The sequence below is a fragment of the Bacillus cereus group sp. BfR-BA-01453 genome (genome assembly GCF_022662915.1).
In the GTDB taxonomy this organism is placed as follows: Bacteria; Bacillota; Bacilli; order Bacillales; family Bacillaceae_G; genus Bacillus_A; species Bacillus_A paranthracis.
The window spans coordinates 102469-119075 of the sequence record NZ_JAKUEN010000008.1 but is presented as its reverse complement, the minus strand read 5'-3'; the positions used below and the strand labels follow the sequence as shown (position 1 = coordinate 119075).

Genomic DNA, 16607 nt, shown 5'->3' with positions numbered 1-16607 from the left:
TTCATGAGCGACTATTCAGTACCTCAGCAATATGCATTACTTTTATTTCTTTTCCTAAACGCTCAATACGTCCGCCAATGTTTAACAAACACCCACAATCTGCACCGATTAAATAATCAGCGCCTGTTTCCATTGCACTATCTACCTTTTCATCTACCATTTGCTCAGAAATTGGAGTCATCTTCACTGAAAACGTTCCCCCAAACCCGCAACAATTTTGCACATTTGGTAACTCTCTCACAGTTAACCCTTTTACATTTGATAATAAAATTCCTGGTGCCTCTGTTACTCCAAGCATACGTGTCATATGACATGATTTATGAATAGTAGCAATCCCTGGTAAACTTGCACCAACATCAGTAACCTTTAAAACGTCTACAATAAATTGTGTAAATTCATATGTTTTATCAGCAACTTTTTGTGCACGTTTAGCCCACTTCGGATCATCTTTAAAAACATGCGGATACTCATGAAACATTGTCGCACAAGAACCAGATGGCGTAACGATATATTCTGCATCTTCAAAAGTTTCAATCATATGTTTCATCGCTTCTTTTGCAGCTTCTACATGGCCGCTATTATAAGCAGGCTGACCGCAACAAACTTGTGCTTCTGGAAATTCAATTTCACAACCTAAACGCTCCAACACCTCAACTGTTGCTTTGCCGACATTTGTTTCAAACATATCGACTAAACAAGTAACAAATAAAGTAACTTTCATAATTATTACTCCCCCTTTTTACAACTCCACCAACAAACATATGGTCATCAGATGACTAAGGAGAGAAGAAATAGGCTCAACCATGGCCTATCCTCTCCCTCTTCTAAAGAAAACGCTTACTTAATCTCTCTCTATTTTATCAGAAAATTAGATTTTTAAAAGATTAAATTAAGAATTTATATCGTTTCTACCTGTGACAATATGTTCTACATTTGTTAAATGATCTAGCATTGCTTGCTGCGCTAATTCTACATCTTGCTTTAACACTGCATCATATATAACTTGATGCTCTTCTATAAGTCGTTCTGATGTTGTTTGTTCACCATATAAAATAATGCGTCTTGATTCACCAATTGTTTCAGCAATCATCTCTGAAACATGATTCATAAGTTCAAGCAAAATGTTGTTATGCGAAGACTCTGCAATTCCCATATGGAACTGAAAATCTGCTTTTTCACCAGCTTTTTCATCTCCAACGCTCTTTGCCATTTCATCTAACCAATGCTTCATATTTTGTAAATTATCTTCCGTACGTTTTGCCGCAGCTGCTCGAACTGCCCCCACTTCAAGCACCTTTCGTACTTCTAATAAATTCAAAATATCTTCTTTCTTCATCAATAATCTATTGTTTAATGATTTTGTTAATGAAGAAGAATCGAAGTTCTTCACATATGTACCTTCTCCTTGTTTCATCTCAATTAAGCCCATTGCTCTTAGCGCACTTAGCGCTTCACGAACAGCAGATCTACCAACTTGAAACTGCTCAGCTAATTGATGTACAGGAAGTAGTTTGTCACCAGGTTTTAACGTACCATTTTTAATCATTGTTAAAATAGCTTCAGATACTTCTTCGTAAATCTTTTTCGGTTTAATAGATTTGTACTCCAGTTAAATCACCTCAGTATCTTCCAAACAACAATTGAAACGATTTATAAGAACTTTGCATCATAACTATTTTAGAACGAATTGGTAAGAAGTACAAATGTTTTGTTCATAAAATCGTCAAAATTTCGATATTTATTACATATTAATTTATATCTTACGTATAATTATTGTCTTCCATATAAAGAGCATGCTCTAAAAATTAGAACATGCTCTCCTCATCCTGTACTTTCAATTTAATACTAACCGTCGTACCGTTCCCTTTTTCACTTTCAATTCGCCACTGTCCGTCATGTATATGAACAATTTGTCTTACAATTGCCAGGCCTAAACCTGTTCCACCATGTTGACGACTTCTCGCTTTATCAACTCGGTAAAAACGCTCGCCAAGGTTTTCCAAATGCTCTGTATCAATACCGATCCCCGTATCTTTTATGTTCAATTCACAGTAATCATCTATCTGTCTGAGCGTTACCATAATATCCCCGTTTTGATTTGTATACCGTATCGCATTATCTAACACGTTATGAAGCACTTGTTGCATACGATCCTCATCAATCATTACAATGATTTCTGGATTTAAATTTGTTGAAATACGAATTTTCTTTTCTATAAACTTAATCTCATACGTATCTAACACATCTTCAATGAGTTGTGAAAAAACGATAGGTTGTTTCTTTAACGGAAAATGTTCACCTTCTAATTGTGCTAAATCTAATAAATCATGAACGAGACGCTGCATACGATCTGCTTCTTTATGAATAAGCTGTGTTACTTTTTCCTGTTGTGGTCCCTTCGCTACACCGTCTAAAATAGCCTCGCTATATCCTTTTATATAACTAAGCGGTGTTCTTAGTTCATGCGAAACGTTGGCTAAAAACTCCTTACGCTTTACGTCTTCTGTCTCCAAAGAATTTGCCATTTTATTAAATGCTTTTCCTAATCGCCCAATTTCATCTTCAGAAGAAATTGTAATTCGTTCCGAAAAATCCCCCGTAGCCAAATGATTGGCAACTCGTTCCATTTGCGAAAGTGGTTTCGTAATAGCAATAATAATTTTTCTACCAATCCATATTGTCAGTAAAGTTATAGCAAGTGCTAACGGTGCTAAAATAAGACCCATATCATATATTAAGTCTTTTATACTTTTTAAAGGAATATAAGAATATACAATACCAACTAATTTTTTATTTTCTAAAACAGGGATGACAACCCCCATAATATTACGGTCAAAATGTTCCTCGTATCCTATCTTTGTCACAGTTTTTCCATCTAATAATGCTTGCCTGTCCCCTTCACTTATAAGAGAATGATGGTGCACATCAAATGGTAAACATGCACTTAAATCACGTGGGTTCGATACGAAAAGAACGTCTGAACTAGATATTTGATCAAATGCTCTTACTTTCTCTTCAAAAATTGATATTCCTTCGCGCTTATCATATTGCGCAGAAAGACGCTTCCCTTCCATTACTAATGAATCTTTTAAATTATCAACGTATAGTTTTTCATACGAATATAAAGATACAAAATAAAGAAAGGAAACTGTTACAAATACTGCACATACTACTGTCAGCCAAAGCTTCTGTACCATCGTAAACATACGTTACACCTCAAATTTATAGCCTACACCCCAAACAGTTTGAATGTAGTTTCCACTTTCTCCAAGCTTCAAACGCATCGTTTTCACGTGCGTATCTACGGTTCTTGTACTTCCGGCATAATCATATCCCCATACCTTTTCCAGCAATTGTTCTCGGCTAAATACTTGTCCCGTATGTTGGCAAAGAAAATAGAGTAAATCAAACTCTTTTACTGTAAGAGAAATTGGCTCACCATCCACCTCAATTTTCCTACTTTTTTCATTAATAAGGATCGGCCCAAACTGAAATTCCTCTTGTTGCTCTTGCTTTGTATAACGCCTTAATACAGCTTCCATACGAGCAATTAATTCACCAGGACTAAATGGCTTTACAATATAATCATCTGCTCCCATACGTAAGCCGTTCACCCTATTCCACTCTTCACCTTTTGCTGTTAAAAATATTATTGGTACATCTGACGTTTTTCTAATTTCTTTACAAACTGAAAGTCCATCCATCTCTGGCATCATAATATCTAGTACAACGAAATCATAATGATTTGTCTCTAATTTTTTTAGAGCTTCTTTTCCATTTTCAGCTTCTCCCCACTCGTATCCGAAATTATCTAAGTACATTCCAACAAGTTGCCTCATATCACTTTCATCATCTACAACTAATACCCTATATTTATTCATTGTCCTCCCCTTCCCTCTCTATGAGTTGAAACGGCCCTTTTCCGACTTTAATTGTTTGTTTTATTTTCAAGTTCTTCATATCCATGACGCAAACTTCATCACTATCATAACTTGCTACGTACCCTTCTGCTCCGCTCTTCAAAAATGCAAATGGGTTCGATCCTACTTCTACAGAATCTACCTCTTTATACGTGCTAACATCAAACTTTCTAAGCGTATTTGAACCGTGACTTAATGCATATACGTACTTATTATCCTTCGTTATATTCACAGGCATAAAAGGAGCGTGTAAAGAACGTACCATTTCTCCGCTCTGCAAAGAATACACTAATACTTTCTCATTGACTTGATTTCCATCACCATGTCCACCAATCCATATTTCTTTCCCATCCGGACTAATTGTCGCTCCCGTTGACGCTGGGGGAATCATAAAGGTTTGTATCACTTCTTTTTTCTTTGAATCAATTGTCGTTAGCTTCGTATCATAAAAGTTTAATACAGATAACTGGTTATGGTACTCTACCATCGTTATTGGCCCTTTTCCAGTTGACACACTTCCTGTCTCTTTACCTTTTATCGTAAAGAACCTTATCTTTTGGGCATTTTGATCGGCAGCAAATAATTGCTTTTTATCTTCTGATACGACTACATTTACAATGCCTTTTCCTGTTTTATATTTTTCCACTTGCCTTCCTTCTGCTAGTGAATATACAGACATGTACTCTAACTGCTTACCATATACAAGTATGTCCTCACCATTTGGAAGTAGTGCAATCCCTGCCATTGGTTCGTTAAGTTCCCATGTCGTAATTAACTTTTTAGTATGTTTATCAATAAAACTAAGGCTACCTTCTTTTATATTCGTTGTTATAATAACGCTTTTATCTTTAGCAATCGATGTATAGGAACTTCCTTGACACCCTACTAATAGAAATAAAAAACAGAGAAGAAAAACATACTTTCTCAAAAGATCCCCTCCATCTTCGGATGATTTCGTTATAATTGTAAAATAACAAATAAATGTGTGGAAAGTGTGAAATTTCCCTTTCTTACTTCATTTACATATATAATGTACAACAAATAGAATTTGAGGTGTGCCAATTATGCTTTTTCCTGATTTAGCGAATAAAATTGTACGAGAAGTACGCAGGCTAATTAAAGAAAATATTATTATCATTAATATACAAGGCGTTATTATTGCAAGTACAGATATAGAAAGAATCGGCCAATTTCATGAAGGCGCACTCCGCTGCGCAAAACAAAAGAAAACTGTCATTATTACAAAAGAGGATGAACGACGTTTGCAAGGCGTAAAGGCAGGTATGAATCTCCCTTTACTATTCCATGACGAAGTAATTGGTGTCATTGGAATTACAGGCGAACCTGAAAATATTTCACAATACGGAGAAATATTACGTAAAATGACCGAACTACTCATCCATGAAAACTACTTTTTAGAGCAACTAGAACTTGAACACCGTTCTTATGAGGCATTTGTCTTTGATTGGCTTCAAAATACAGACTGGTCTCCAAACTTTCTCGATCGTGCCAAAACACTTGGTATTGATTTATATAAGAAAAAACAACTTATTTTGTTCTCTATCGATCGAAATGACACGATGCTTCAGCGTAAGATTTGGCAACATGTACGCAATCTATTAACAAAGGAGCATCTATTTATTCGCTGGGGAAATGATCGATTCATTTTATTTACAGCCACGAACTCCAAAGAGCAAACATATCAATTTTTAAAACGATTAAAACAAGACTGTGAAACTTTGTTTTCTATTCCTTTATATATCGGGATTGGAAAATCCGTTACGCCAAGCAATATGAGCTTATCATACGAACAAGCATTACAAGCTCTTTCCGTATCACTTGAAACAAACAAAATTGTATTTAATGAGGATTTACGTTTAGAAATGTGCTTACAAGATATTTCTGCGGAAACGCGGGAACAGTTTCTAAAGCGCACCATCGAAAACTTACTATCATCACCTGAGCTTATGCACACTTTACGTTTATTTATCGATTATAACCAATCCTATAAACAAACAGCGCAGCAATTACATATACACATTAACACATTGCATTACAGACTTAAAAAGATTGAGGAGTATACAGGACTTGATCCGAAACAATTCAAAGACTTAAATATTTTATATTTCTCGCTCCTCTTATTAGATAATCAAACAAAAAAGAACGATAAAAATGATTAATCTTTAGATGATTATACATAGAAAGAATCCCCCGACTTTTTTATCATTATAATGAAAGCACTGTGACAACGTTTTTTATTATGACTAATTACGTTAACAGTTTGAGGGGGATTTCCAATGTTAGAAAAACAAATTATTGATTCATTCGTATCCATTGTTGGCGAAGATAATGTAGATACATCCAATATGGGGCGTTTAACGTATAGTTATGATGCCACTCCAAACTTCCAAGCAATGCCTGATGCAGTCATTGCTCCTCGTAATACAAATGAAGTAGCTGAAGTATTAAAAGTATGTAACACTCACAAAATCCCTGTATATGTTCGTGGGTCTGGAACAAATCTTTGCGCAGGGACATGTCCACTTGAAGGCGGTATCGTCCTTATCTTCCGCCATATGAATAACATTTTAGAAATTGATGAAGAAAATTTAACAATTACTGTACAAGCTGGTGTTATTACGCTTGATATTATTAAAGCAGTAGAAGAAAAAGGTTTATTTTATCCACCAGATCCAAGCTCAATGAAAATTTCTACAATTGGTGGTAACATTAATGAAAACTCGGGTGGATTACGTGGATTAAAATATGGCGTAACACGTGATTATGTGATGGGGCTTGAACTTGTCTTACCAAATGGTGATATGATTCGCACTGGTGGTAAATTAGCAAAAGATGTAGCTGGTTACGATTTAACTCGTTTATTTATCGGTTCTGAAGGAACACTTGGCGTCGTAACAGAAGCAATATTAAAACTTGTTCCTATGCCTGAAACGAAGAAAACGATGCTTGCACTCTATGAAGATATTAATGAAGCTGCACGTGCTGTTTCTTCTATTATTGCAAATAAAATCATTCCAGCGACACTTGAGTTTTTAGACCAGCCGACAATTGAAGTAGTAGAAGAGTTTGCTCAAATCGGTTTACCAACTGACGTAAAAGCAATCTTATTAATTGAACAAGACGGTCCGCCTGAAGTTGTTAATCGAGATATTGAAAAAATGGCTAACGTTTGTCGTTCCATGAATGCAGTTGATGTTCGCGTCGCAAAAGATGAAGCGGAAGCAGATGCGCTTCGGACAGCTCGCCGTAGTGCACTGTCAGCACTGGCAAGATTAAAACCTACTACAATATTAGAAGATGCAACGGTACCACGCTCACAGATTGCTCCGATGGTTGAAGCTATTAATGCCATTGCCAAAAAATATAATATTCCTATTTGTACGTTTGGCCATGCTGGCGATGGCAACCTACACCCAACTTGTATGACAGATGCTCGCAACGAAGAAGAAATGCACCGAGCTGAACAAGCTTTTGCTGAAATATTTGCGAAAGCAATTGAACTTGGTGGCACGATTACTGGTGAACATGGTGTTGGTGCGATGAAGGCTCCGTATTTAGAAATGAAGTTAGGTAAAGAAGGTATTGCTGCTATGCAAGGAATTAAACAAGCCTTCGATCCAAATAACATTATGAATCCAGGAAAGATGTTCGCGAAGGACACTCGCAAAAGAGTGGTGGTTGAGCGATGACAACATTAAATAAAGAAAACATTCAAAAGGAATTTAAAGAACGATTAAGTGAAGATGAACTACTAAACTGTATGCGATGCGGTTTCTGCTTACCAACTTGCCCTACTTACATTCAATCTGGATATAAAGAATCACATTCCCCGCGTGGACGTATCGCATTAATGAAAGCGGTCGTCGACGGCTTAATTGAGCCAGATGAAGATGTTGAAAACACATTAAATGTTTGCCTCGGCTGCCGTGCTTGTGAACCTGTTTGTCCATCTGGTGTGAATTATGGACATTTATTAGAAGAAGCTCGTGATATTATAAATCAAAACAAAAAGTTTTCAATGCCAGTGAGAGCTGTTCGTAAAGTCGTTTTTGAAGGACTTTTCCCGCATCAAAATCGAATGAGAACATTAACAGGATTAATCGGATTTTACCAACGTTCCGGTTTACAAACGCTAACACACAAAACAGGAATTATGAAGTTATTCCCTGAAACACTTGCAACAATGGATCTCGTTTTACCAAAAGTCCCAAAAATGAAAGCAATGAAAGATCGCCCTGAATTTTTACCTGCTGAAATTACAAAAAAGAAACAAGTTGCATTCTTCACAGGTTGTTTAATGGATACGATGTTTTTAGAAACAAATAACGCAACGATGAAACTACTTCAGTTAGCTGGTTGTGATATCGTTATTCCAAAAACACAAAGTTGCTGCGGGGCATTACATGGACATGCTGGTGAGAAAAATGGAGCAAAAGAATTAGCAAAACGCAATATAAAAGCATTCGAAGATTTAAACATCGACTATATTATTACGAATGCTGGTGGTTGCGGAGCTTACCTCGTAGACTACGATTACTTGTTAAAAGATGATCCACAGTGGGCTGAACGTGCAAAGCAGTTCGTTTCTAAAATTAAAGATATTACTGCTATTCTAGTAGAACTAGATTTCCATAAACGTAATGACTTACGAGTCACGCCGCAAGTTATTACGTATCAAGACTCTTGTCACTTACGCAATGTTATGCGAACATCTTCAGAACCTCGTATGTTACTAGAAGCAATTCAAGGCGCAACATACCGTGAAATGAAAGATGCGGATCGCTGCTGTGGTTCTGCTGGTATTTATAACATTGTTCATTCAGAACTATCTATGGAATTTCTAGATTACAAAATGGACCGTGTGCATGAAACAGAAGCAGCAACCATTGTTACTGCAAATCCAGGTTGTTTATTACAAATGAAATTAGGCATTGAACGAGAAGGTCTTTCTCATAAAATGAGAGGAATTCACATCGTTGATTTATTATTAGAAGCAATTGAAACCAACTCGTAACATACGTAATAATAGGAAAACGGCTATCTCCTTCGTCTATGTAAAGAGATAGCCGCTTTTTTGTCCGCTACAACATTAAAAATATGTTACTTTATTATAAAAAAGAACAACAGAAACATTACAGTTTTGTAAAAATCAATCCAGTATATTCCTCAAAAAAACGCTCAAACCATTGATACAATAGGATTCTTCATTTTCAATATAGGTACATTTATCCAAAAACCGCGTCTTATAACCAAGTATAAAAATGCTGAAAATTCCTTTTATACTCTATGTTTCTCTTATTTTTCCCCTTTTCCCCTCTTAGGATAAATTAGGTAAATTTTAAGTCTATGAATTTTTTTCCATCTTTTTTCTCACAAAATCTATGCTACGATGAATTTGTCAGTCAGACAGGCTGTCAAAAACAAATCGTGTGAAAACAAATTAAAACTTTATATAGGGGGACACACATCATGAAAAAGCGTGTTTTATTATCTGTAGCTGCTGCAACGGCTCTTACTTTAGGAGTATCTTCTCTAGATGCACAAGCTGCAACAGTACAACCATCTAACATAAAGGTTCAAAATATTCAGCATTCAAAAGTGATGATGAAGCAAATGAGCCAACAAGAATTACAAGCATTCTTACAATCTATGGGCGTTGAGTCATTAGCACAATGGCAACAAGGAAACTTCCAACCAAATTGCATTATTCCTGGTCAACAACCTACTGAAAATGTTGTAACTGAGCAACCGACAGCTAAGCCAGAAACTCAAAAGCCTGCTGAGCAAAAACCTGTCGAGCAAAAGCCTGCTGAAGAAGTTCAAAAACCAGAAGCTCAAAAGCCTGCTGAAAACAATAATACGCAAAAACCGGCTGAACAAAAACCAGCTGAGCAAAAGCCTGCTGAAGAAGCAAAATCTTTAAGCGAGTTCGAACAACGTGTTGTTGAATTAACAAACGCTGAGCGTGCAAAACAAGGTTTACCAGCTTTAAAAATCGACACTGAATTAAGCAAAGTAGCACGCATTAAATCTGAAGATATGCAAAAAAATAACTACTTTGATCATAACAGCCCTACATACGGGTCTCCGTTTGACATGATGAAGAAATTTGGTATTTCTTATACATCTGCAGGTGAAAACATCGCCCAAGGCCAACGTACACCTGAAGAAGTAGTACAAGCTTGGATGAACAGTGCTGGACACCGTGCAAACATCTTAAATAATGGCTTCACTCACATCGGTGTTGGCTATGTAGAGAGCGGCAACTACTGGACACAACAATTTATTACGAAGTAAATAGATTAAAAGAGTCTTCTCATAATGAGAAGACTCTTTTTTACGTTTCATAACTTTCTATTATGTATGAGTATAAAGCGTAGAACATAAACAAAATAGAACCACCACTTATTACGCTAAGTAACACATAAAATCCCCATTTCAAGTTCAAAAACAATGAAAACAATATACTACATGCCATCACTTGAAAAATCCGTCTACTCACTAAACGGATTTTTTTTAATTTGATTGAGTCTTTTTCCGTACTCTGAACTTTTTTAAACGCCTTACTAAGCATAAAGAGAAACATACTAATCCCAATTGTTAGTCCTGTTTGAAAGGATATCATGCTTCCAAAATTAATAAAAAGAATGAGCATATGGATAAACAACATAAATAAAGTAATCGTCTTTAGAAATCCACTTATAATGACATGCTCGTCTTCATTAAACTTGTATATATTATGTGAAATAATATACATCAATCCATGTAAGAAAATAATAAGACAAGGAATAAGTGCTATAACAACTTTTTTACTCATAAATTCGTTTGGCCGACCATTTCCATCCCAATGTACCGCCAAATGCTCTGGTAAATATGGATAGAGACATAGAGTAACTAAAAGACAAGCGAAAAATATTCCTAGTATATATTTATATTTGATCAAGTGATTCTCACCTCTCTTTTCTCTTAACGGCTTCGCTTCTTTTAGAGAAATTCCTGCAAAAATCTACTTTTCTCAAATTTAAACTTACACTTTACGCATTTACTCTTTGAAATTCTTTCATTTTGTCATTTAATTTTGTAGGAAATGGTACATCCACTTCAATCTCTTCTTTCGTAATTGGATGTAAAAAGTTTATCTTCATCGCATGTAACGCTTGCCTAGACATATATTTCGTTCCTCCACCATATAAAACATCCCCAACTAACGGATTACCATTATAGCTCATATGAACACGAATTTGATGGGTTCTACCAGTTTCTAATTGTAACGTTACAAGCGTAACATTTTGTTTTCTAAAGTACTTCTCTACTTTATAATATGTAATTGCTTGATCTCCCTTTGGAGAAACACGTCGTCTCGTCGCATGATGGCGATCTCTTCCGATAGCCGCGTCAATCGTTCCTTGCTTCTTTTTCACTTTGCCTTCTACAAGAGCTGCATATGTTCTTTTAATTTTTCGTTCCATTAATAAACGATCCATAATTGCACCAGCAATTCTATGTTTGGCAAACACGACACCACCTGTCGTATCTTTATCTAACCGATGAATATGACGAACCTTCGTCTCTAAACCTTGCATTTGAAAATGAAAGGCAACAAGATTTGCAAGAGTTCCCATCCCACCTTTTTCAGCAGGGTGCGTATCCATCTTCTCAGGCTTATTGACAATGAGTACATGATCGTCTTCATATACTACATGTAATTCACCATATTCAGGCTCTACACCGTATTCTTCCTCCATAAACATATGAACTTGTAACTTATCGCCTTCTTTTAAAAGCTCATTCCATCTTCTCTGTTCTCCGTTAACAGTAACACCTTTTTCCATACGAAGCTGATGTAACAACTTTTTCGGTATTTCCCATTCTATTTTTAATAGCGACTCGATGCTTATACCATTCCATTTCGCTGGCACAGTAATTTCGCACCATTCGCCCTTCTTCTTCGTTTCCATACTGTATCACCTTATTTCTATTGATTCTCTCATTGTAACGGAAAATACACTTTGATGCACCGTCAAAAATAGAGGACAGTCTTATAATAGACTGCCCTTCACGCTCTACGCCTTCTCATTTCCTGCAACACTTCTTCCGCTTTTTGTTCATACGATAAATCTTTAAAGAAATCCGCCAATCTCTTATAATCGTTATACGTATCTAATAAGTCATCCATCTTTTCTGTTTTCATCACTTGTTGTTTTTGCTTCATTTTTACCGGATAACGATAGCCCGATACTTCTTGTATTTTGTAATACTCATCCTCTACTTGAATGACCTTTACAAGTTCCTCTTCTTCCGCATCCATCGTATACCCATCAAAATCTCTAAGCAATTCATAAATGATATGAGTCCATTCATCTTTTGGATAAAACCCTTTTTCTAACCGATAACCGACAATGCGATACAAATGCCCATCATTTTCTGCAAACTGTACTGTATCATTTAGCTTAAACTTAAAATAACGAAACATTGCCTTCACCTACTTATATGTAATGTTCTTATCACATACTATTTGCAAAATGTAGGTCTTGCTATTCATAAAAAAATACTCATCTTATAGATGAGTATTTTTTATAATGATTTTTCTCTTTTCTTTCGAAATGGTAACCACCAATTCCAGTCTCCAAACAATTTCATTAAACTTGGTACAAGCATAAGACGAATAATTGTTGCATCAAGGAATATTGCTAATGCAACACCAAGCCCCATTTGTCTTACTGGTAAAATATCAGTAAAGGCGAATGCGCCCGTTACAACGATCATAATTAATGCAGCTGATGTAATAATTCTACTTGTTGAAACAAGTCCTTCTAACGTCGCCTGATCGTTATCTCCTGTTTCTTCATATAATTCATGGATACGTGAAATAAGAAAGACTTCATAATCCATGCTAAGCCCAAAGACGAGGCCGAAAATGAAGATTGGTAAAACAAATAGAACTGGACTTGCTTCTAAACCAAAATGACCACCTTCGAATAACCAAACAACAATTCCAATTGTTGCGCTTAAACTAAGTATATTCATAATAATCGCCTTAATTGGAATGAGTATAGATCGAAATGCAAATAATAATATAACAAAAGTCGATCCAAATATAACAGACATACCAATTGCAACTTTATCTTTAATTTCATCTTCTAACTCTTGTTGGAACGTCGTCATGCCGCCTAAATAATACGTAACATTCGTTTCTTTATAATTTTGTTTAAAATCACGAACCCATTGTTTAGCCGTTTCAGTACGTGGTTTTGTTTTTAGAAAGATTTCTATCGTCGTCTTATTCCCTTTCGTATATACTTCAAATACAGGAGCTAGTTTCGCTGCTTCTGGCGACGCTACTATTCCAGCAACTTGATCTGCTTTCATACCTGTTAATCCGTCGTATAAACTTCTTACTTCATGCACTTTCTTATCATCTTTTAATTTTTGAACGACTTCTTCTACCTGTTGTAAACTTTCTTTTTCTTTCATATCTTTTTTCGTCTCTACCACTAACGTAACGTCAGCATGTGATTTTGCCGTTTCATTAAATGCCTCTTCGTACTTCTCATATGCAGTTCTTGTATCACTTTGTTTAGGTAAAGCTTCCACGTCAGGGAACTGCAAATTAGCTGTACGTAACGGTAATAAGCAAATCACAATAAATGTTGTAACAACAATAATCATCGCAATTGGATGTTTCATTACAAATTGTGCAAATGTACGCCACGCCTTTGCCGGCGTATGTGCTACTTGATTCTTTTTTAATATTCGTTTACCAATTAAGGATAATAGCGCTGGAAGGAGTGTGAGCGAGAATACAATACTCATAATCACAACAATCATTCCACTAATTGCGACAGACTGAATATAATCGATTTTAAAGAAAAACAAACCGGATAGGCCAACGAATACACATAATCCTGAAAATACGATTGCCCGCCCTGCTGTCTGATATGTAATTGCTATTGCTTCTTTTACCGTTCGCTTTGCAACTTCCTCTCGAAAACGATTTACAAATAATAGCGCAAAATCAATAGATAACGCAAGTCCGATCATCGGTGCAACATTTAGCACAAAGATAGATAGTTCCTTATCGCTACCTATAAAATATAATATGCCCATCGTACTAATAACACTAAGTGCCCCATTTACAATTGGTAAAATAGATGCCAAAAGGCTACCGAATGAAAATAGTAATACGAGAAATGCAATTGGTAACCCAATCATCTCTGCCACTTTTAAATCATTTTGCGTTCTTTCATTAATCTCTTTATTAATTTTCGGAAACCCTGTAGGTGTTACTTTTAATGCAGTATTACTTTCCTTTTCAATTTTATCAGCAAATTGTAATGTCTTTTCCATTCGTTCTTTATTTGTTTTCCCGGAAAATAAAATTGTCGCATAGCCGATATCATCTTGTAACATTTCTTTATTTTGCACTGGATGATGGAAAGATTCATATGTCTCTTTCTCTTGAACATTCTTTACAATTTCCTCTAACTGCTTTTTAAATTCCTCATGTGAAACACCTTTATTTTTTTCAAAAACGAGTAGGAGCGTATCTTGAGACCTCTTAAAATCTTTATCTAAAATTTCTTTCGTTTTTTGATAGTCTCCTTCTGTTTGGAAACCGTCACCACCTAATACTCCCGGTAACTTTGGAGCGAAAATACCGAGTGCCATCGCAAGCAATAATAATGCTACAATTACTGTATAACGAAACTGATATAAAAAAGCGCCTAACTTCCCCCACTTATCTACTTTATGTACATTTGTTTTCACACATTTTCACCTACTTTACATCATTCAATTGTTACTTATAATGTATCACATCTTCATACAAACAAAAAACGTCTAGAAAAACTATAATAATAGTTTTTCTAGACGTTTTTCTATCTCTCTTTATGAAGAGCAAGCTTCTCAGTAAGTAAACGATGGCAATAAATTACGATAATTAATAGAATACCACCTACGCAGTAGCCTGCTAAAATATCAGTTGGATAATGTACATTTAAAATGACTCTACTTAATCCAATCGATACGATTACTATTCCCATGAAAAGCGTTATCACATATTTTCCGGTCACACTCTTCAAATTTGCTGCAATGATATAAGCAAGAAACCCGAATGTCATAATAGATAACATTGCATGCCCACTAGGAAAACTATAGCCGAGCGCATCAAATGCTTCATTTAACGACGGACGATCCCTTTTCACAATTTCTTTTATCCCTTTATTCACAAGATGTGTTGTTAAAATACCCATTGGATACACGATCATCGCAGCATAATAACTTTTTTTCCAAAAAACAAGTAAACTTATAACGAGCACCGTTATAATCCCAATGGCAGACCCTAATTTTGTATAGTGTGAGAAAAATGCAAGCGAACCTTCTGTTTGTAATCCTTTTACTAATCCTCTGATATATGTATCCATCACTGTAACGCCACCAGCATGTACTCGCCAAGCAACAATGCCAAATACAGCAAGTAATAAACCGATACACATTACCTCATATTGATGCAACTTCTTCTTCAAACGATTTCCTCCTACTATAAAAAAATGCGATTTCTACTTTAGAAACCGCATTTTCTCACTTATTTACCTTTTGTTTTTAACTCTGTCCAGTAACGATCATAGTCTTTTAACTTATCGTCTACATCAACAAGCCATTCTGTACGATCTAACTCTTCTTTCGTTAAGAAAATCATGTGGTTATCACGATATTCTTTACTATGAAGAGGATGAGCTTTTTCATTTGGATTACTGTATCCAATTGACTCGTAGTTTTTCACACTTACTTTTTCATCTAGTAAGTAGTTCATAAACTTCTCTGCAAGCTCTTTGTTTTTCGCACCTTTTGGAATTGCTAACGTATCAGCCCAAATTGTGCCGCCTTCTTTTGGTACAACGTACTCTACATCTTTATTATCTTTTGCGATAAATGCTGCATCTCCAGACCAAACTGTTCCGATCCAAGCATCTTCTGTAATGAATTTTTGTTTAATATTATCTGTATCAAATGCTAATAAGTTTGGAAGTAGCTTCTGTAAATCAGTTGCTGCTGTCTTTAACTGTGCATCGTCTTTCGTACTGTTTGAGAATCCATGCTTCTTAAGACCCATTCCTAATACTTCACGAGAATCATTTAATAAAGTTACATGCCCTTTATATTTCTCGTTCCATAGGTCAGCCCAGCTTGTAGGTGCTTCCTTCACATACTTTTTATTGTATGCAATACCTGTTACGCCCCAAGTATATACTAAAGAATATTTATTCTCTGGATCAAACGCAGGTGTTTTGAAATTAGAAACCATATTTTCGATATTCGGGATATTCTTTTTATTTAACGGCGCTAATAAATCCATTTTCGCCATTGTTTTAACCATGTAATCAGACGGCTGAATTAAATCATACTTCGCGCCACCTGCTTGTAATTTCGCAAACATTTCTTCATTACTTGCATACTTATCATAGTTAATTTTCACATTATATTTCTTTTCAAAATCTCTTAGCACTTGCTCATCAAAATTGTCAGCCCAGCTATAAATGTTTAACTCTTCTTTTTTTTCACCACAACCAGCAAGTACACCAGCAACAAGGCTAAAGCTAATTGCTGCGCCGGCTAATCTTTTCATTAATTTCATCGGTTTTATTACCTCCTCGTACTTTCTATATC

15 protein-coding genes are annotated in these 16607 nt (G+C 35.7%); 4 read left to right on the top strand and 11 right to left on the bottom strand.

The window, feature by feature from the left end; translation table 11 throughout:
- Position 1: 1 nt before the first annotated feature.
- The 5 genes from MR070_RS17240 to MR070_RS17220 form a co-directional block, all read right to left on the bottom strand.
- Positions 2-721, bottom strand: coding sequence for a (Fe-S)-binding protein (locus MR070_RS17240; RefSeq protein ID WP_000869149.1), 720 nt, complete (start codon positions 719-721; stop codon positions 2-4).
- A 168-nt stretch (positions 722-889) separates the two neighbouring features.
- Complete coding sequence (locus MR070_RS17235) at positions 890-1579, bottom strand: FadR/GntR family transcriptional regulator (protein WP_254912616.1); 690 nt, start codon at positions 1577-1579, stop codon at positions 890-892.
- Positions 1580-1805: 226 nt separating this feature from the next.
- A complete protein-coding gene (locus MR070_RS17230; protein ID WP_000494834.1) occupies positions 1806-3206 on the bottom strand; it encodes a sensor histidine kinase in 1401 nt (466 codons plus the stop codon).
- Between the two features lie 3 nt (positions 3207-3209).
- A complete protein-coding gene (locus MR070_RS17225) occupies positions 3210-3881 on the bottom strand; it encodes a response regulator transcription factor (protein ID WP_001046403.1) in 672 nt (223 codons plus the stop codon).
- On the bottom strand, positions 3874-4848 hold the full coding sequence (locus tag MR070_RS17220; protein ID WP_242261697.1) for a YncE family protein: 975 nt from the start codon (positions 4846-4848) through the stop codon (positions 3874-3876). The genes MR070_RS17225 and MR070_RS17220 overlap by 8 nt, the downstream gene beginning before the upstream one ends.
- 136 nt (positions 4849-4984) lie before the next feature.
- On the opposite strand from MR070_RS17220, the gene MR070_RS17215 reads away from it, so the two are divergent.
- The 4 genes from MR070_RS17215 to MR070_RS17200 all read left to right on the top strand — a co-directional run bounded on the left by MR070_RS17215 (position 4985) and on the right by MR070_RS17200 (position 10238).
- Positions 4985-6100 (top strand): CdaR family transcriptional regulator, encoded by a 1116-nt coding sequence (locus MR070_RS17215; RefSeq protein ID WP_242261696.1) that lies wholly within the window; start codon positions 4985-4987, stop codon positions 6098-6100.
- A gap of 117 nt (positions 6101-6217) precedes the next feature.
- The gene (gene glcD / locus MR070_RS17210) at positions 6218-7630 is read left to right on the top strand and encodes a glycolate oxidase subunit GlcD (RefSeq protein ID WP_000890742.1); all 1413 of its coding nucleotides are present in this window, start codon (positions 6218-6220) and stop codon (positions 7628-7630) included.
- A complete protein-coding gene (locus MR070_RS17205; RefSeq protein ID WP_000209637.1) occupies positions 7627-8955 on the top strand; it encodes a (Fe-S)-binding protein in 1329 nt (442 codons plus the stop codon). Before glcD ends, MR070_RS17205 begins: the two co-directional genes overlap by 4 nt.
- A 455-nt stretch (positions 8956-9410) precedes the next feature.
- Positions 9411-10238 (top strand): CAP domain-containing protein, encoded by an 828-nt coding sequence (locus MR070_RS17200; protein WP_087994482.1) that lies wholly within the window; start codon positions 9411-9413, stop codon positions 10236-10238.
- 40 nt (positions 10239-10278) lie between these two features.
- Here the strand turns inward: MR070_RS17200 and MR070_RS17195 are convergent, their stop codons facing one another.
- From MR070_RS17195 to potD, 6 genes are all read right to left on the bottom strand, one after another.
- Positions 10279-10884 carry a DUF1648 domain-containing protein gene (locus tag MR070_RS17195; RefSeq protein ID WP_000598988.1) on the bottom strand — a complete coding sequence of 202 codons (606 nt, stop codon included), beginning with the start codon at positions 10882-10884 and terminating at the stop codon, positions 10279-10281.
- 91 nt (positions 10885-10975) lie between these two features.
- Complete coding sequence (locus MR070_RS17190) at positions 10976-11899, bottom strand: RluA family pseudouridine synthase (RefSeq protein ID WP_000448338.1); 924 nt, start codon at positions 11897-11899, stop codon at positions 10976-10978.
- Between the two features lie 98 nt (positions 11900-11997).
- A complete protein-coding gene (locus tag MR070_RS17185; RefSeq protein ID WP_000490288.1) occupies positions 11998-12414 on the bottom strand; it encodes a hypothetical protein in 417 nt (138 codons plus the stop codon).
- 101 nt (positions 12415-12515) lie between these two features.
- Positions 12516-14708, bottom strand: a complete 2193-nt coding sequence (locus MR070_RS17180) for an MMPL family transporter (protein WP_242261695.1) — start codon at positions 14706-14708, stop codon at positions 12516-12518.
- 110 nt (positions 14709-14818) lie between these two features.
- The gene (locus tag MR070_RS17175) at positions 14819-15466 is read right to left on the bottom strand and encodes a phosphatase PAP2 family protein (protein ID WP_242261694.1); all 648 of its coding nucleotides are present in this window, start codon (positions 15464-15466) and stop codon (positions 14819-14821) included.
- A 59-nt stretch (positions 15467-15525) separates the two neighbouring features.
- Complete coding sequence (gene potD / locus MR070_RS17170) at positions 15526-16575, bottom strand: spermidine/putrescine ABC transporter substrate-binding protein PotD (RefSeq protein WP_242261693.1); 1050 nt, start codon at positions 16573-16575, stop codon at positions 15526-15528.
- Between the last annotated feature and the right edge of the window lie 32 nt (positions 16576-16607).